The following is a 16,950-nucleotide window of genomic DNA, read 5'->3' as shown; positions in this document are numbered from 1 at the left end:
GGTTGCTCGCTGCTTTCCTGTCAGTCTTGCCGTGAGTACACCCGTCGGGTAAACCAGGCCAGCAGAGACGCGCGTCCAGGATCCAATCGAGCAATGAATCTCTGGTCCAAATACCGGATCACCGAGATCTTCTACGACGAACTCAGGTCACAGCAGGGGTATCGGTGCGCCATCTGCGGCATCCATGAGGATGAGATCCCGGCGACGCTAGCCGGCCGACCCCGCAAGGACGGCAGGCCTTCGGCGCAGGCGTTCCGCTTGGTGGTGGATCACTGTCACGGCACCAGCACCGTTCGTGGTCTGCTTTGTGGCGGGTGCAACTCGGCGCTCGGGCACTTCCGGGACAACAGAGAGGCGCTGCGTCGCGCCATCGACTACCTGGCGTCGGAGCCGCTAACCGTACCTCCCCTAGAGGGCGTCTAGCCTCGCCTCCGTCAGCCACAATCCGCACCGCCAACTGCCCAGGTCCGGGGCCTCGGTGACCTGCACGACGAGCTGATAGTCGAGGGCTTCGTCGACCGGGTCTGCCTGCTCGTGGGGCCGAGTGCTGGGGACATGCCGTCGAGCTGGGCGATCGCGCTGATAAATCGGTCCGGGTCCATGGGCAAATGGCTGGCGGGCGCCCAACAGGACACCCGTCCGTGCTGCACTGGCTGACTACACCATCCTAAACCTTTACGCACAGGAACTGTCATTATGGTGCGCGCACGGTATGCCCTTTTTGTGGGGTGAATTAACGGATTATCGTTACCGGTAAACCACAAATAAGCGCCGACCGGCCCGCTGCTCGCTCCTCTACGCTCAGGAGCCGACGACGCCAAGACGCGATGGAGGGGCCTTGGGCTTGCGATTCGAGCATCGCGAAAACCGATGCGGACGCGGGCATCGTCGACCGTGTGTGGCGTACGCGCAGCGGTGCCGCAGACACGATGACGTCGACGGCGCGCACGTGCAGCCACCTGATCATTACGCGGACGCAGGGGCGTGTCCTCGCCAGTCTGCGCGGACCGGAGACACGGGCGACGACCGCGCCGGTTCCGCCGGACGCCGAGTTCCTCGGGATCCGACTCACGCTCGGCGCCGTCCTTCGGCCGCATCCCGCGGCCTCGATCGTCGACGGTTACGTGCCCTTCCCGGCGACGGACTCGGGTCGGGTGGTCATCGGCGGCGAGGACTGGGAAGCGCCGACGTACGACAACGTCGAGCAGTTCGTCCGGTGCCTGCGCGACGCAGGGCTGCTGGTGCCGTCGCCTTTGCAGAGTGAACAGCCCGATGGTCACCGGTCAACGCGGACCCTCCAGCGGCAGCACCGCGCGATCACCGGCCTGTCGCGGACCGCCGTGACCCAGATCGACCGTGCGAGTGCCGCGGCCACCATGCTGCGCGACGGTCTCGACTGGTGCGCGGTCGTCGAGGCGCTGGGGTACTTCGACCAGGCTCACCTGGCACATGCGCTGCGGCGCTACGTCGGGCACACCGCGCGAGGGCTGCGGACGCACGACGGACCGACGATGTCGTTCCTGTACAAGACCGGTCGCCGGCCGGGCAGCTAGCCTCCGTCTGCCGTCACCCCGGCGGCTGCCACCGACTCGCAATGCGGAGGAGAACCGTGCTTCTCAGTGTCAACGTCTTCGTCAGCCTCGACGGAGTCATGCAGGGGCCGGGAGCTCCCGACGAGGACCGCTCGGGCGGCTTCGACCGTGGCGGCTGGCTCGTCCCCCATGCATCCACGCACACCAACGAGGTCGTCGAGGGCTGGTTCCGTGCGGCCGACGCGTTCCTCTTCGGCCGCACGAGCTACGGCCTGCTCGGCGGGTACTGGCCGAAGGTCACCGAACCCGGCAACCTGATCGCCACCAAACTGAACAGTCTGCCGAAGTACGTCGTCAGCGAGACGCTGACCGACGAGGAGGCCCATTGGAGTCCGACGACGATCCTGCGCACCGGCATCGTCGACGCCGTGCGCCGGCTCAAGGAGCTTCCGGGAGGCGAGCTCCAGGTCCACGGCAGTTGGAGGCTCGTGCAGGCGCTGCACCAGGCCGGACTTGTCGACCTCTACCGGTTGCTGCAGTACCCGGTCGTTGTCGGAACCGGGAAACGCCTGTTCCCGGACGGATCGGCGCCCGCGACGTTCGCGGCCTCTGACCAGAGCGCGCGCGTGCTGCCCGGCGGCGTTGTCTCACTGACCCTGACGCCCACGGCCCTCGGCGTGATCTCCGCGGGCACGTACACCGTGGACGACGGGCGCTCGACGCCAGTCCTGGACTGACGCCGAGCGCCCGACCCCGCCGCCGCGTGGCGCGACGCCGGTCTTTAGCCAGAGTCGGCGACCCTAGTCGGCGGGCCCGCCGAACCAGCGCGACAGGTGGTCGTCCAGGTCCTGCTGGTCGTCGCCGATCCAGGCGACGTGACCGTCGGGGCGCATCAGCAGTGCCGGAACGTCCAGGTCCGCGGTCGGGTCCGCGAGGTGGTCGACCCGGTCCGACCAGGCGCCCACGCTGAGGCGTTCGGTGCGGTCCAGCAGCAGGCCACGGCCCCGGTGCAGGTGGGCGTAGAGGTTGCCGTGCCGCAGCTGGACGTCGCGCAGGCGGCGGCCGAGCAGGTCGGGGCCGTCGCCGATGTCGTAGCGGATCGCGACCCCGGTGATCTTGTCGAGGAGATGGCGGTTCACCTCGTCGAAGTCCATGAGTTCGGTGAGCAGCCGGCGTACGGCCCGCGCGCCCGGTTCGCTGGACAGCAGCTCGGTCTGGGCGCGGGTGTTGTCCAGCACGTCCGCGGCGACCGGATGACGTTCGGCGTGATAGCTGTCCAGCAGTGTGTCCGGCGCCCAGCCACGGACCTGCGCGGCCAGCTTCCAGCCGAGGTTGACCGCGTCCTGGACGCCCAGGTTGAGGCCCTGCCCGCCGATGGGAGGGTGGATGTGGGCGGCGTCGCCGGCCAGCAGCACCCGCCCGACCCGATACCGCTCGACCAGCCGGGTGGCGTCGCCGAAGCGGGACATCCAGCGCGGGGAGTGCACGCCGAAATCGGTTCCGGCCACGGCCCGCAGTTGGTGTCTGAAGTCCTCAAGCGTGGGCGGTTGCGCACGGTCGCTGACGCCCGCAGCGGGGACCACGACACTGTAGACGCCGACACCCACGGGACGGACCCAGAATCGGTGCTGGGTCTCGCGGATCGTGGCCACCGCGGCGGCGATCTCCTCGGACGGCACACCCACTTCCATCTCGCCCATCAGCGTGTCGTTTCGCGCGGGCTCGCCGGGGAAACCGACGCCCAGGAGTTTGCGCACCGCGCTGCGCGCGCCGTCACAACCGACGAGGTAGCGCGTCCGCAGCTGTTGCCCGTCGGACAGCTCGACTGTCACACAGTCGTCGTCCTGCGCGAGACCGGTGACCGCCCGGCCGCGCCGGACCTGCACGCCCAGGGCGATCGCGTGTTCTTCGAGCAGACGTTCGATGACCGGCTGCCGGATGCCCAGCAGATAGGCGTACGCGGAGTCCAGCCCGGTGGGTGCGGGTTTGTTGATGGCGGCGAAGAAGCCGGCGGCCGGACGCTTGCGCCCATGGTCGAGCAGCCGGGAAAGCAGGCCGCGCATCGCCATCAGCTCGAGGCTGCGGATGTGCAGGCCGACGATACGGACGGCCGACGGCGGTTCGGTCTCCTTCTCCAGGACGAGGACCCGCACGTCGTGCAGGCGCAGTTCGGCGGCGAGCATGGCACCTGTCGGCCCGCAGCCGACGATGATCACATCGAAGATGCCAGTGGTGGGTTCGGCGGTGACGCAGGAGGGCACAGAAATGGCCTTTCGGGAGTGCCTTGTGGTGAGAGGCGCTCCCGGCGACGTCTACGTCAGTCGCCCAACCGTGACGGCAGGGGGAGCACCCACATCGAACGAGCGTTCATGGGTCTCACCTCCTCGGGCGGTGTCGCGGTCACCTGCAAGCTACAAGCCGTACCTGACCGCGTCCAGTTCTTTGAACCGCGTCGCCCGCTTGACCCTCGACCCGGTCGAGGCCCGAGCATCGGCGACGTGAACGACCAGCCGACACCCGATCCGACCATGACCCGCATCATCGAGGCGGTGCAGCTCGGCCATACCGGCGCACCCGTCCAGGCCCGTGAGCTGCTCACCGCGCTGTGGGACGAGATCGGCCCCGCCGGTGACGCCCTGCACCGTTGCACCCTGGCCCACCACCTCGCCGACCTGCAGGACACCCTCGATGCGGAGCTGAGGTGGGACGAACGGGCCCTGGCCGCGGTGTCCGCGCTGACCGACGAACGCGTCAAGCGGCACCTGCCCTCGCTCCAGGTGCAGGCGTTCCTGCCGTCGCTGTACCTCAACCTCGCCGACTGCCACCGGCGGCTGGGCAATCCCGGCCCGGCCCGGGAGTACCTGGCCCGAGCCCGCGAACACCTGGCACCGTTACCGGACGACCCGTACGGCGAGAGCATCCGCGCCGCTGTCCGTGACTTCGTGGCGGACGACCCGACCGATCGCCGGCGACGCTAGCCGCCCACCGGCGGTGCGCAGGAAGGCCGCCGAGTGGGTCACTGTTCCCGGCGCAGCATGGCCATCCGGTACGCCTGGGGTGAACGTCCGTAGCGGGCACGAAAGAGCCGGCTGAAGTGGGCCTTGTCGGTGAATCCCCAGCGTGCGGCGATGACGTGGACCGGGTGCCGCAGGTGCAGCGGGTTGCCGAGATCCCGCCGGCACCGCTCCAGACGCTTGGCGCGGATGAGCTCGGCGGCAGTCGTCGCCTCCGCTTCGAACAGGCGGTGCAGCGATCGCAGCGAGATGTGGTGGGCGGCGGCGACGCTCCGCGGGTTGAGCTCGGCGCTGCCCAGATGGCGGTCGATGAAGTCCACGACGCGGGCACGCAACGCGGTGTGCCGGGTCTCCGGCGAGAGGGTGTCCTCGGTGTCGAGGTGCTGAGCGAGGGTGGCGGCGAGCAGGTCCAGCGCCACGCCGCCCAGCATCTCGGCCTGCGCTGCCTCGTACTGCTCCGGATGCGCCGCGATGCTCCGCAGATGGTGGACCAACAGCCCGGCGACGCCGAGGTGCGACGGCACCGGCGTGGCCTGCAGACGGCGCAGCCGATCCTGCGGCAACGGCAGCGCCGAGTAGGGGATCTGCACGGTGATCGTCGTGGCGAGACCGGGGCCGTCCGTATGGTGCCGGGCGATGTACGGGCGCGCGGTGTCCAGCAGGGTGAACTGGCTGGCGGCGACGAGCGTGGTCTCGGTGCGGTCCTGGACCAGGGTGCTGCGACCCGTCAGTGGCAGCGTGAGCTGGTAGATGTCCGCCTCCGCTTGGCGGACCAGCCCCGCGGGCCGGCTGGCGTTCAGCGAGGGGTACCGCAGCGAGGTCAACCTGATGCGGCCGAGGTCGATGGCCTGGGCGTACGCGACGAAGTCGTCCAGCCGTGCGCTGGTGATGTGTACGGGCACCGTCTCCTGGGCGACCAGGGCGTACCAGAACTCGAACCGGTCCGCCGGCGGCAGTATGGTCGTGTCTACCACCAGGTTGGGCAACATGGTGACCGCCTCCCCCCGATCGCGAGGATGGATTCTTGCACGCATCGACCCTTCACGGGGTTGGCCGCCGGGGCCACGATTGTCAGCGGTGACCGGCGCCGACCTGCGCGACGCGGCCGACGAGATGACGCGGGCGCTGGCGCCGCACCGCGACCGGGACTGGTCGGTGCCCGCGGGCACGCTGACGTGGAGCTGCTGGACCACCGCGGCGCACATTGCGCATGACCTGCTCGCGTACGCCGGTCAGGTCACCGGCCTCGCCCAGGACAGCTACCTGCCGTACGACCTGCGGGTCTCCCCCACCGCGGACCCGGCGCGGGTGCTCCACGTGGCGCGCGCCTGCGCGGAGCTGCTCGCCGTCGCCGTCGACGCCGCCGCGCCGGACGCGCGGGCCTGGCACTTCGGCCCCTGCGACCCGGCCGGCTTCGCCGCGATGGGGGTGGCCGAGACGTTGCTGCACACCTACGACATCACCGTCGGCCTCGGTGTGTCGTGGCAGCCGTCGCCGCGACTGTGCGCGCTGGTGCTGCGGCGCCTCTTTCCGGACGCCCCGGCCGGCGTCGCGCCCGACGTGCTGCTGTGGCTGACCGGTCGCGGTGAGCTGCCCGGGCACCCACGGCGCACGTCCTGGGTCTGGCGCGCGGCGCTGGACTGATCCGTTCTCAGCCCCGACGGCGCCAGCGCAGCCACCAGCTCCGGCGGGCCCGGCGGGGCGGCGCGATGGCCGGGTCGGTGACGGCCACCGGGTCGGTGCCGGTGGCCGTTACCTTGGGTCGGGCGCGCTCGGCACGCCAGCGACGCACGACCTCGTCGGCGTTCACCGGCCGCACGGCCACCCGGGGCCCCTCGGGGTTGCGCAGCCAGGCGACGATCTGCGTGTTGAGCTGCCCCACGAAGTCGCGCACGGACTGCTCGGTGGGCAGGCCACGGACCTCGTCGGGGACCTGCTCGATGCGCCGACGCAGTTGCAGCGGGGTGGGCAGCAGCAGGTCGCTGGGCAGCTTCTCGCGCTCCAGGAAACTCTTGATCCACCACGACTCGTCGTACGCGGTTCCGCGCCCGGGGATCGGCTTGCCCATGCCGGGCAGGTTGTCGAACTCGCCGCGTTGCACGGCTCCCCGGATCTGCGCCTCCACGGCCGCGTCCCACGCCTCGGTCACCCTGCGGCACCTCCCCTGGCCACCGTAACGCGCCGCCTCCGGCCGGCGACACACGTCCACAGGTCAGCGCGTTCACGCGGGTGGTCATTCCCGGGAGGCGGTTTGCGCCCGCGTGACCGGTTCGCAGGCCACCATCGGTCGGGTGGTCCTGGGCCGCGCTCGTCGGTCGGTCTAGGTTCTGCTTCAGGCGACGGCGAACGGGGGCAACGTCATGATCGGCACTGGTGCGCTGGTGGGCATCGCCCTGGTGGCGCTGGGGCTGGTGCTCACGCCCGGCCCGAACATGGTCTACCTGGTCTCCCGCTCGGTCGCGCAGGGCCGCCGCGCCGGGCTGATCTCGCTGCTCGGGGTGGCGGCCGGGTTCGGCGTCTACCTGGCCACCGCGGTCGCCGGCCTGGCCGCCGTGTTCGTCCTGGTCCCGACGCTGTACGCGGTGGTGAAGCTGGCCGGCGCCGGCTACCTGCTGTGGCTGGCGTGGCGCACGCTGCGCCCGGGCGGCGGGTCGCCGTTCACGCCCGCGCCGCTGCCACCGGACCCGCCGCGACGGCTGTTCACCATGGGCCTGGTCACCAACCTGCTCAACCCGAAGATCGCCATCCTGTACGTGTCGCTGCTGCCCCAGTTCGTCGACCCGGCGCGGGGGCACGTGGCCGCGCAGAGCCTCCTGCTGGGCCTGACCCAGATCACCGTCGCGCTGAGCGTCAACGCGCTGATCGTGCTCAGCGCCGGCACCCTCGCGGGGTTCTTCGCCCGCCGACCGGTGTGGCTGCGGGTGCAGCGCTGGGTGACCGGCACGGCCCTGGCCGCGCTGGCCGTGCGCATCGCCACCGACCGTTCCCGCGCCGCGATCGCCACCCCCTGATCCGGCGGTCACCGCCCCCGGTGGCGACGCAGCATCCCGGCGGCCAGCGGCGCGGCGTCCAGGTCACCGGCGGCGAGCCGGGCGGCGAGGGTACGGCGTACCAGCCGGTCGGCAAGCGCGGGCGCGTGCCGGCCGACGGCCATCTCCAGCCGCCCGCGTCGGGTGGTCGCCACGTCCCGGGGCGCCCGCCGGGCGGTGGCGGCGCGCAGGATCGCCGCGACGACACCCTCGACGGGCTCCGGGCGGGACACTCCCCGCAGGGACAGCCCGGCCTCGGCGGTGCTGTCGTGGATCGGTGAGGCCACCATGCTCGGGTAGACCACGCTCACTCCGACGTGGGTGCCCACCTCGTGGCGCAGCGCGTCGGCGTACGCGACGAGGGCCCGTTTGCTGACCCCGTACGCGGCGGCGAGCGGCAGCGGCAGCACCGCCATCCGGCTGGCCACGAAGATCACCCGGCCGCGGGCGGCGAGCAGCGGGGGCAGCGCGGCGGCGGTGGTGCGCCACGCGGCGAGCAGGTTGACCTCCAACTGCTGGCGGACCACCTCGTCGGGTGGCAGCTCGGCCGGGGCGGGGCCACCGACCCCGGCGTTGTTGATCAGCAGGTCGAGCCCGCCGAGCCGTTCGACGGCCGCGTGCACCGCGGCGGGGACGGCGGCCGGGTCGGTCAGGTCGCAGCCGAGCACCGGCAGGTCGTCGTCGCCTCCCGCGCGCAGGTCGAGCCCGACCACCCGGGCGCCGGCGGCGGTCAGCGCGGCGCCGAGGTGCCGGCCGAAGGTGCCGCTCGCGCCGGTGACGAGGACCCGCCGGCCGCTCAGGCCGGTCACCGGTCCGCTCCGGCCGGGCGGGCGCGGCGGGCGCCGGAGGTCAGTTCCCGGGTCAGCTCGGCCAGGTAGGCGTCGAAGTCCACCCGCATCGCCGGGCGGCGTTGGCCCCAGCGGGCCGTCGCCGCCCGCAGCTCGGCCCGGCTGAAGGCCCGCTGCCGCTCCGGCTCCGGCAGCGCGTACCGGCCGGCGAGGTGCGCGGCGATCAGCTTGGCCTGCGCCTCGACCAGGGGGAACGCGGACCCGGTGGACTGCATCAGCCCAACGAACATCAGCCCGGGGGCGTCCGGGTGGAACACGTGCCGGTACAGCGCCAGGGTGTCGGCGCCGCCGCCGAGCAGCTCGGGGTCGAGGAACCCGATCTCCACCCGGTAGCCGGTGCACCAGACGATCAGGTCGACCTCGTCGGTACGGCCGTCGGTGAACTCGACCCGGTCGCCGTGCAGGGCGGCGACGCCGGGGCGGGCTTCGACGTCGCCGTGGGTCAGCCGGGACAGCAGCCCGTCGGAGAGCGTCGGGTGGTCCTGCAGGAAGCCGTGCGTGGGCGCGGGGAGCCCGTAGCGGGCGGGGCTGCCGACGGTGGCGGTGAGCATCGTCTGGCTGATGCGCTGGCGCAGTCGCCACGGCAGCCGGCGGGCCAGCGCGCCGTTGAGGGTGTCCGACGGGCGGCCCAGCAGGTACTTGGGCACCACCCAGACGCCCCGGCGCAGCGACAGCAGGGTCCGCTCGGCGGCGTACGAGGCGTCCACCGCGATGTCCATCGCCGAGTTGCCGCCCCCGACGACCAGGACGCGTTTCCCGGTCAACTGCTCGGGGCCCCGGTAGTCGTGGCTGTGCAGCTGCTCGGCCGTGCTGGCGCCGGGGTACGGCGGGTCGGGCAGCCGGGGCGCCCGGTTGTGGCCGTTGGCGACGACCACGGCCTCGACGGTGACCTCGACCGGCCCGTCCGGCCCGCTGGCGGCGACCGTCCACGTGCCGTCGGGTTGCCGGGTGACCCGCTCGACGGTGTGCCGCAGGCGGATGGCGTCGTGCAGCCCGAACCGGTCGGCGTAGTCGGCCAGGTAGCCGGCGACCCGCGTGTGGTCCGGGTAGTCGGGCCAGTCGGCGGGCATCGGGTGGTCGGCGAACTCGGTGCGGCCGCGGCTGGTGTTCAGGTGCAGCGTGCGGTACGCGGGCGAGTCGGGCGCCCCGTACACCCAGAGGCCGCCGACCTGGTCGGTGGCCTCGAAGCAGACCACCGCGACTGCCGCGTCGCGCAGTGCCTTGACGGCGGCGAGCCCGGCCGCGCCGGCGCCGATCACCGCAACCCTGGGTGGTGCCTGCATCGCTGCCCCCAATTAATCCAACGTCCGATGGATAATCGTCGGGTAGCGGCGGCCCGTCAAGGGCCCGGCGGTCCGTAGAGCCCGTCCAGGAGGCGGTGCACGAACGCTCGGAACTCGCGCCGTTCCCGCGCGCCCGGCGTTCCCGCGGCGAGCGCCACGACGTGCCCGTGCGTCGCCCAGACCAGGCTGCGTACGGTGATGTGCGGGGTCGGCTCGGCCAGCGCGCCGGCGGCCGCCGCGGCGGTCAGCAGCTCGGCCACCAGCCGGTACAGCGGCTCGGCGTAGCGCTCGTCCAGCTCGGCGTGCCGCTGCGGCTCCAACCAGCGCCGCAGCCACAGCGCGGTGGTCTCCGGGTGGTCCTCGAGGAAGTCCACGAACGCGTCCACCAGGTCGTGCAGCGCCCGCCGCGCCGCGCCCGGCCCGGAGTCCAGGGCCGCGCGGGCCCGCGCGGCGGCCTCGGTGAGGACCTCCCGCTCCACGGCGAACACCCGCGCGAAGCAGGCCTCGTAGAGCGCCGCCTTCGGCCCCGTGTGGTGGGCGACCGTCGCGACGTCCACCCCGGCGGCCGCCGCGACCTCCCGCAGCCCGACGGCGTCGAAGCCGCGCTCGGCGAACAGCGCGGTGGCGGCGGTGAGCACCACCTCGCGGGTCGGTCGGGTCTCGTCGCGCCGGGGCCGACCCGGACGGCGTCGGGGCATGGTCATGGCCGCCATTCTGCCCCTACAATCCGGCAACTGTTGGATTGCGGAGAGGATGCGGCGATGACGGGGCTCGACCGGCGGCCCGCGGCCGCCACCGACGCGACACTGCCCCGTGGCCCCCTGGCCGGCTTCGCGGCCGGCTCGCTCGGCATGGGCATCTGGGTGACCGTGCCCGGCCTGCTGCTGCTCTACTTCCTCACCGACGTGCTGGCCGTCGGGCCGTGGCTGGCCGGCCTCGCGCTGCTGCTGCCCAAGATCGCCGACGTGCTGCTGCACCCCTGGGTGGGGCACCGCGCCGACGTCGCGCAGGCCCGCCGGGGCGACCGGCGACGGCTGCTGCTGCTCGGCTGCGCCCTGCCGGTCGCGTTCGCCGCGCTCTTCGCCGTGCCCGGCGGCCTGACCGGCGCTGCGGCCGCCGCGTGGGTGGCGGTGTTCTTCGTCGCCGGCAACCTGCTCTTCGCCGCCTACCAGGTCCCCTACCTGGCCACCCCGGCCGACCTGCGCATCGGCTACGACGAACGCACCCGGCTGATGGCGTTCCGGATGGTCGTGCTGACCCTCGGCATCCTGGCCTCCGGGCTGCTGGCCCCGCTGCTGACCGGCGGGGACACCGCGACCCGGGGTGGCTACCAGCGCATGGGCGTGGTCCTGGCCGTCGGGATGCTGGCCGCCATGCTCGTCGGAGTGGCCGGCATCGCCCGGTTGCGCGGCGCTGCCGCGAGCACCACGACGGCGGGACACGGCGGGTGGCGGGCGTTGCGCACCGCCCTGCGCGACACGCAGTTCCGCTGGCTCGTCGCCGCGTACCTGGCCATGTCCACGACCACCCACCTGGTCCTGGCCGGGGTGCCCTACTACGCCGAGTACGAGCTGCGCGCCCCCGGCCTGACCACGGTGCTGGTGGCCGCGTTCGTCGCCCCGGCGCTGCTGGTCACCCCCGGCTGGCTGCTGCTGGCCCGCCGGGTCGGCAAGCAGCGGGCGCTGCTCGGCGCGCAGGGCGCGTTCGCGGCCGGGTCGCTGGTGCTGGCGGTGGGTCGCCCGGCGGGCCTGCCGGTGCTGGTGGCCGCGGTGGCGGTGCTCGGGGTGGCGTTCGCCGGCATGCAGTTGCTGCCGTTCTCGATGCTGCCCGACGTGATCCGCGCCGCTGCGGCTGACACCGGCGCCGGTGCGGCGACGGGCGCGGGCACCTACACCGGGGTGTGGACGGCCACCGAGGCCACCGGCGCGGCCCTCGGCCCCTACGCGTACGCGCTGTGCCTGGGCGTTGGTGGTTTCGTGGCGTCCACGGCGGGCGAGTCGCCGGTGCAGCCGGACGCGGCGCTCGTGGCGGTCCGCTACGGCTTCGGGCTGCTGCCCGCGGCGGCGATGCTCGCCGCCCTGCTGCTGCAACGCCGCTACACCCTGGACACGACCGCCCGGGCCGCGAGCTGAGCGGCCGGCACTAGACTTCGCGCTCGATGGACGCCCCGCTCACCCCCACCGAAACCCGCCCGTGCGCCCACTGTGGACGACCGGTGCCGCAGCGTGTCGGCGCGGGCCGGCCCTTTCGGTACTGCCGCGACAACGACGGCGCCTGCCAGCGCGCCTCGCGCAACAGCCGCATGCGCCACCGCAACGCGCCCGGCCTGCCCGGTCAGGTGGCCCGCACCTGGGAGGCGGTGGACCGTCTCGACCAGATCGTCGAGACGTTGACCGAGGCGTTGCACGCCGAACTGTCCCCCGGTGGCGTGCAGCGGCAACTCGCGCAGGCCCGCGCGGAGGCCGCCACCGAGATCGCGGCGGCGCAGACCGAACGCGACGAGGCCCGTGACGACGCCGAGGCGGCGGCGGCCGACGCGGCACGCGCCCGCGAGCAGGCCCGCACGGCACGCGCCGAGGCCGACGACGCCCGCCAGCGCGCCGAGCAGGCGGCGACCCAGGCCACCGCGGCCGACGAGCGGGCGCAACACGCCGAGGCCGCCCGCGATCAGGCGCGGCACGACGTCAGCGCCGCCGAGGCGCTGCGTGCCCAGGCCGAACGGGACCGGGACCAGGCCCGCGCCGAGGTGCGTGACCTGCGGGCCGAGCGCGACACCGAGCGCCAGCGCGCGGCCGACCTGACCGTCGAGCGGGACACGGCGCGCACCGACGCCGAGCGGGCCACCCGGGCCGCCGCCGAGGCGACCGAGCGGGCCGGACGGTGGCAGGCCGAGGTGCAGGACGTGCGCCGCCAGATCGACCAGGCCCGCGCCGACGCCGCGCGGACCCGCACCGAGGCCGCCGACGCGGCCCGGGCCCGGGAACAGGCCGAACGGGCCCGCGACCGCGCCCAGGCCGTTGCCGCGGAGGCCGACGACGCCCGCCAGGAGGCCGCCGAGCTGGCCGCCCGGCTGCGCGCCGAGCTGACCGCTACGGCCGCGCAGCGCGACGCCCTCGCCGCCGACCTGAGCGCCGCGCGGCAGGCCGCGGCCACCGCCGAGGGTCGGCTCACCGCCCTGACGGTACGGCTCGACGCCGCCGAGGCCGACCGTGACGTGGCGCAGCGGCGGGTGGCGCAGCTCGGCGACCAGGTCAGCGACCTGGCATTGGCACTGGCCCGCCTGGGCGCCGCCACCCCCGGCGGCGCGGGCGCTTCCGACCCGGGTGCCCCGCCGGCGCAACCTTGACCGCGTCCGGGCGGTTAACATCCCCGGTGGCGGTCCCGACAGGCCGCCGCCGTGGCGTCACCGCCTGAGCCGGCTACCCTTGGGTCCGGCTCACCCGTGGACGCCTCACGCCCTCGGGCGGGAATGGGGCGACGGGAAGACACCGTTACACCCAGAAGACCAGCACCACGAACGAGGGGAAGTCGATCATGGGCGAGCGTATGCTGCGCGGAAGCCGCCTGGGCGCGGTCAGCTACGAATCCGACCGCAACACGGAGCTCGCGCCGCGTCAGACCCGCGAGTACCTCTGTGCCAAGGGCCACCAGTTCGAGGTGCCGTTCGCCGTCGACGCCGAGGTCCCGACGACCTGGGAATGCAAGTTCGACGGCAGCGTCGCCCGACTCGTCGACGGCAGCGAGCCGGAGCAGAAGAAGGCCAAGCCGCCGCGTACCCACTGGGACATGCTGCTGGAGCGGCGCTCGATCGCCGAGCTCGAGGACATCCTCGCCGAACGCCTCCAGGAGGTTCGGACCCGCCGCGGCCGCGCCTGAGCCGCACCCGCACGACACGACGCCCCCGGGAGAACCCGGGGGCGTCGTCGTGTGTGCCTAAGTTCAGTTGCGGCCCGGCTCGACGATCTCACCCTCGATGGCCCGGCCGCCGTCGACGACCACCGGCCGCTCCGGCTCCGGACGCGGTGTCGGCTGCGGCGCACCCTGGCGCACCCGCACCGTACGTGGCCCGAACAGGTCACCGGCGACCATCGACGACACCCGCCGCTCGGCGGTGCGTTGCACCCCGGCGCGGGCCAGGCGACGCACCGGCGGCACCATCAGCAACAACCCGACCAGACCGCTGACCAGACCGGGCGCCGCCAGCAGCAGCGCGCCGGCCAACCCGACGAGCCCGTCGGTCACCTGCCGTCCCGGCGGCTGCCCGGCCTGCGCGGCGGTGCGGAACCCGCGCCAGGCGCGCATCCCCTCGCGGCGCAGCAGCACCAGCCCCAGCAGCGACGCGGCGAACACCAGCAGCACCGCCGCGCCGAACCCCACCGCCCGCCCCACCAGGACGAACACCGTCAACTCCAGCACCACCGCCAGCAGCAGGGCGACCGGCACGAACCTCAGTCCTCGGCGCATCTCACCTCATCGCCATCCCGCGGCACACCGACACGTACCGCACATCCAGCATGACACGGCCGCGCTCACGGCCACCGCACCTGACCCGTGGGGGTGCCGTGCAGACCCCGGCGTACGGCCTGGCGCCGGTCCTGCACACCCCAGCGGGTGATCCGCCACAGCGCCTCGGCGACGATGCGCGGGCTCATCTTGCTGTCGCCGCGTTCCCGCTCGGCGAACGTGATCGGCACCTCCACGATCCGCACCCCGGCCCGGTGGGCGAGCCGCGACAGCTCCACCTGGAACGAGTAGCCCTGCGAGCACACCGACTCCAGGTCGATGGCGTCCAGGGCACTGATCCGGTACACCCGGTAGCCGCCGGTGGCGTCCGAGACGGGCATGCCCAGCGCGAGACGGGCGTACAGGTTGCCGCAGCGTGACAGCAGCAGCCGCCGCAGCGGCCAGTTCACCACCTGCGCGCCGCTGGTCCACCGCGACCCGATCACCACGTCGGCGTCGCGGGCGGCGTCCAGCAGCGCCGGCAGGTCCTCCGGGGCGTGTGAGCCGTCGGCGTCCATCTCCACCACCGCGTGGTAGCCGCGCTCGCGCGCCCACCCGAACCCGGCCAGGTACGCCGCGCCCAGGCCCTGCTTGCCCTCGCGGTGCAGCACCTGCACGTGCGGGTCGCCGTCGGCGATCGCGTCGGCGATCGCGCCGGTGCCGTCGGGGCTGTTGTCGTCGGCGATGAGGATCTGCACGGCGGGGGCGGCCCGGCGGACCCGCCCCACGATCGCCGCGACGTTGTCCGCCTCGTTGTAGGTGGGGATCACCACGAGCACCCGGCCCACGCCGGGCACCTCGTCCGGACGCCGGATCGTATCGGTCGCCTGGATCACGGTTCCTCCGCTCCCGCCGGCGTACCGGCTGTTGCTATCCGGGCACGACCCGCTGCCGTCGGCGCAGCACGCCCGCGCCGGCCAGGGCGGCCACGGCCAGCCCGGCGAGGGCCAGCTCCGGCCACCAGCCGAGGCGGGTGGCGAGGGTACGCCCGCTGTCGAGCCGTAGCTGCCGCACCACGACCTCCCGGGTGTTGAACCCGGTGGCGTCGCTTACCCGCCCATCGGGGGCGACGAACCCGGACACCCCGACCGTGGAGGCCATCAACGCCGGCCGGCCGTGCTCCACCGCCCGCAGTCGCACCATGGCCAGCTGCTGGCGGGCCTCGGCCTCGTCGAAGGTGGCGTTGTTGGTCTGCACCACCAGCAGCTGCGCGCCGCCGGTGACGGTGTCGCGGACCACCTCGTCGTACGCGACCTCGAAGCAGATGACGTCGCCGAGCACGGCCGGGCCGGCGCGTACCACGCCCGGGGTGCTGCCCGGTACGAAGTCGTTGCGGATCAGGTCCACCTTGTCGCTGACCTGGCGGGCGATGTCGCGCAGCGGCACGTACTCGGCGAACGGCACCGGGTGGCGTTTGGTGTAGAGCTGGGACATGTCCGCGCCGGTGTCGGGCCGCCACAGGATGCCCGCGTTGCGGACCTGCCCTGGGCCCGGGCCGAGCAGCACCGCGCCGACCAGGATGGGCGCGCGGATCGCGTCCGCGGCCTGGGAGATGCGGGCCCCGGCGGTGGGGTTGCGCAGCGGGTCGATGTCGCTGGAGTTCTCCGGCCACACCACCAGGTCGGGTTGCCGCTGCGCACCGGAGGCGACCCGCGTGGCCAGCTCCAGGGTGGCGTCGACGTGGTTGTTGAGCACCGCCTGGCGTTGGGCGTTGAAGTCCAGTCCGAGACGCGGCACGTTGCCCTGCACGATCGCGACGGTGACGGGCGTGCCCGACCCGGTGGCGGCCAGTGGCACCAGCAGACCCGCCCCGGCCAGCGCGAGGGCGGCGACGGCCGGCACGGCCACCGGCGTCCACCGCCGCGCGCTGCCGGGCCGGGTGGCCGGTTCGGTGTCGCCGGGGCCGCTGGTGGTGTCGGTGTCGCCGGGGGCGCGGGTCGGGTCGGTGTCGGTGCCGCCGGGGGTGCCAGTCGGGTCGGTGTCGCCGGGGACGCCGGTGGGGTCGGTGGGGCCGGTGGGGTCGGTGTCGCCGGGGACGCCGGTGGGGTCGGTGGGGCCGGTGGGGTCGGTGTCGGTGGGGCTGGTGGGGCGCAGGGTGGTCCAGGTGCGCCAGCCGGCGGTGACCAGCAGCCCGCCGACGACCGCCACGGCGAAGGTGACCAGCGGCGCTCCGCCGAGGGCGGCCAGGCGCAGCAGCGGCGAGTCGTCCTGGGTGAACGCGAGACGCCCCCACGGGAACCCGCCGAACGGCGTGCGGTCGCGCAGCGCCTCCTGCCCCACCCACAGCAGCCCGGTCACCGCCGGCCACGCCCAGCGGCCACGGTCGGCCAGCGGTGACACCCAGGCGGTGGCGACGCCGAGCAGCGCCAGGTAGCCGGCCTGCAGCAGCGACAGCAGCACCCACGGCAGGTAGCCGGTGTGCAGGTTCGTCCAGGCCAGCAGCGGCGCGAACAGCGCCACCCCGGTGAGGAAGCCCACGCCGGCCCCGGCGCGCAACCGCCGCCGGTGCGCGGCGGCGGCCAGCAGGGCCACGCCGACCGGCGCGAGGGGCCACACCCCGTACGGCGGGAAGGCCAGCAGCAGGGCCAGCCCGGCGGCGACCGCCATCGGCGCGGCGACACGCAGCGGCAGCGGCCGACGCACGGCGACCGACGCGCTGATCACCGTGGGGGCCTGGCTCTCGTCGCGGTCCAGGGTCGTCACCGCTGCTTCACCTCGATCACCCGGCGAAGGCTACCCGT

The 16,950-nt window shown here is 73.6% G+C and carries 17 protein-coding genes and 1 pseudogene; 9 read left to right on the top strand and 9 right to left on the bottom strand.

Annotated features, from left to right (window positions below; all coding sequences use genetic code 11):
- The first annotated feature begins 93 nt into the window (after window positions 1-93).
- The 3 genes from AB0B97_RS03890 to AB0B97_RS03880 all read left to right on the top strand — a co-directional run bounded on the left by AB0B97_RS03890 (window position 94) and on the right by AB0B97_RS03880 (window position 2,269).
- Entirely contained in the window at window positions 94-423 is a 330-nt protein-coding gene (locus AB0B97_RS03890) for an endonuclease VII domain-containing protein (RefSeq protein WP_357490373.1), read from the top strand.
- 506 nt (window positions 424-929) lie between these two features.
- Window positions 930-1,553, top strand: coding sequence for an AraC family transcriptional regulator (locus AB0B97_RS03885; RefSeq protein ID WP_357490371.1), 624 nt, complete (start codon window positions 930-932; stop codon window positions 1,551-1,553).
- A 56-nt stretch (window positions 1,554-1,609) separates the two neighbouring features.
- Window positions 1,610-2,269, top strand: a complete 660-nt coding sequence (locus AB0B97_RS03880) for a dihydrofolate reductase family protein (RefSeq protein ID WP_234590373.1) — start codon at window positions 1,610-1,612, stop codon at window positions 2,267-2,269.
- Between the two features lie 63 nt (window positions 2,270-2,332).
- On the opposite strand, the gene rox is transcribed toward AB0B97_RS03880, so the two are convergent.
- Window positions 2,333-3,757, bottom strand: a complete 1,425-nt coding sequence (gene rox / locus AB0B97_RS03875; RefSeq protein WP_357490624.1) for a rifampin monooxygenase — start codon at window positions 3,755-3,757, stop codon at window positions 2,333-2,335.
- A 303-nt stretch (window positions 3,758-4,060) separates the two neighbouring features.
- Here rox and AB0B97_RS03870 point away from each other — a divergent pair, with 303 nt between their 5' ends.
- Window positions 4,061-4,510, top strand: a complete 450-nt coding sequence (locus AB0B97_RS03870) for a hypothetical protein (protein WP_357490622.1) — start codon at window positions 4,061-4,063, stop codon at window positions 4,508-4,510.
- A gap of 38 nt (window positions 4,511-4,548) precedes the next feature.
- Here AB0B97_RS03870 and AB0B97_RS03865 read toward each other — a convergent pair whose 3' ends face one another.
- Window positions 4,549-5,520: a helix-turn-helix domain-containing protein gene (locus tag AB0B97_RS03865; RefSeq protein ID WP_357490369.1), complete on the bottom strand. Its 972-nt coding sequence runs from the start codon at window positions 5,518-5,520 to the stop codon at window positions 4,549-4,551.
- 103 nt (window positions 5,521-5,623) lie between these two features.
- Between AB0B97_RS03865 and AB0B97_RS03860 the strand changes: the two genes are divergently transcribed.
- Complete coding sequence (locus tag AB0B97_RS03860; RefSeq protein ID WP_357490367.1) at window positions 5,624-6,190, top strand: maleylpyruvate isomerase N-terminal domain-containing protein; 567 nt, start codon at window positions 5,624-5,626, stop codon at window positions 6,188-6,190.
- 7 nt (window positions 6,191-6,197) lie between these two features.
- Here AB0B97_RS03860 and AB0B97_RS03855 read toward each other — a convergent pair whose 3' ends face one another.
- Window positions 6,198-6,695 (bottom strand): DUF1992 domain-containing protein, encoded by a 498-nt coding sequence (locus AB0B97_RS03855; RefSeq protein ID WP_357490365.1) that lies wholly within the window; start codon window positions 6,693-6,695, stop codon window positions 6,198-6,200.
- 211 nt (window positions 6,696-6,906) lie between these two features.
- Here AB0B97_RS03855 and AB0B97_RS03850 point away from each other — a divergent pair, with 211 nt between their 5' ends.
- Entirely contained in the window at window positions 6,907-7,557 is a 651-nt protein-coding gene (locus AB0B97_RS03850) for a LysE family translocator (protein WP_357490363.1), read from the top strand.
- 8 nt (window positions 7,558-7,565) lie between these two features.
- On the opposite strand, the gene AB0B97_RS03845 is transcribed toward AB0B97_RS03850, so the two are convergent.
- From AB0B97_RS03845 to AB0B97_RS03835, 3 genes are read right to left on the bottom strand one after another with little or no spacing between them, the layout of a single operon-like run.
- The gene (locus AB0B97_RS03845; protein WP_234590396.1) at window positions 7,566-8,384 is read right to left on the bottom strand and encodes an SDR family oxidoreductase; all 819 of its coding nucleotides are present in this window, start codon (window positions 8,382-8,384) and stop codon (window positions 7,566-7,568) included.
- Complete coding sequence (locus tag AB0B97_RS03840; protein WP_357490361.1) at window positions 8,381-9,706, bottom strand: NAD(P)-binding domain-containing protein; 1,326 nt, start codon at window positions 9,704-9,706, stop codon at window positions 8,381-8,383. The genes AB0B97_RS03845 and AB0B97_RS03840 overlap by 4 nt, the downstream gene beginning before the upstream one ends.
- Window positions 9,707-9,762: 56 nt before the next feature.
- Window positions 9,763-10,410: a TetR/AcrR family transcriptional regulator gene (locus tag AB0B97_RS03835; protein WP_357490359.1), complete on the bottom strand. Its 648-nt coding sequence runs from the start codon at window positions 10,408-10,410 to the stop codon at window positions 9,763-9,765.
- Between the two features lie 57 nt (window positions 10,411-10,467).
- Here AB0B97_RS03835 and AB0B97_RS03830 point away from each other — a divergent pair, with 57 nt between their 5' ends.
- The 3 genes from AB0B97_RS03830 to AB0B97_RS03820 all read left to right on the top strand — a co-directional run bounded on the left by AB0B97_RS03830 (window position 10,468) and on the right by AB0B97_RS03820 (window position 13,582).
- Window positions 10,468-11,838 carry an MFS transporter gene (locus AB0B97_RS03830; protein ID WP_357490357.1) on the top strand — a complete coding sequence of 457 codons (1,371 nt, stop codon included), beginning with the start codon at window positions 10,468-10,470 and terminating at the stop codon, window positions 11,836-11,838.
- A 26-nt stretch (window positions 11,839-11,864) separates the two neighbouring features.
- A complete protein-coding gene (locus AB0B97_RS03825) occupies window positions 11,865-13,052 on the top strand; it encodes a hypothetical protein (protein WP_357490355.1) in 1,188 nt (395 codons plus the stop codon).
- Between the two features lie 188 nt (window positions 13,053-13,240).
- Entirely contained in the window at window positions 13,241-13,582 is a 342-nt protein-coding gene (locus AB0B97_RS03820; protein ID WP_046564157.1) for an RNA polymerase-binding protein RbpA, read from the top strand.
- A gap of 63 nt (window positions 13,583-13,645) precedes the next feature.
- On the opposite strand, the gene AB0B97_RS03815 is transcribed toward AB0B97_RS03820, so the two are convergent.
- From AB0B97_RS03815 to lnt, 3 genes and pseudogenes are all read right to left on the bottom strand, one after another.
- Window positions 13,646-14,170, bottom strand: coding sequence for an FxsA family protein (locus AB0B97_RS03815; protein WP_234591582.1), 525 nt, complete (start codon window positions 14,168-14,170; stop codon window positions 13,646-13,648).
- 65 nt (window positions 14,171-14,235) lie between these two features.
- Window positions 14,236-15,045: a polyprenol monophosphomannose synthase gene (locus tag AB0B97_RS03810; RefSeq protein WP_357490353.1), complete on the bottom strand. Its 810-nt coding sequence runs from the start codon at window positions 15,043-15,045 to the stop codon at window positions 14,236-14,238.
- A 34-nt stretch (window positions 15,046-15,079) separates the two neighbouring features.
- A pseudogene (lnt, locus tag AB0B97_RS03805) lies at window positions 15,080-16,801 on the bottom strand (apolipoprotein N-acyltransferase); the annotation flags it as partial.
- Window positions 16,802-16,950: the final 149 nt, after the last annotated feature.

The organism is Micromonospora sp. NPDC049004 (genome assembly GCF_040649315.1).
Classification (GTDB): domain Bacteria; phylum Actinomycetota; class Actinomycetes; order Mycobacteriales; family Micromonosporaceae; genus Micromonospora.
Note: the sequence above shows the minus strand (reverse complement) of the source record. Positions and strands in the feature narration are given on the sequence as shown.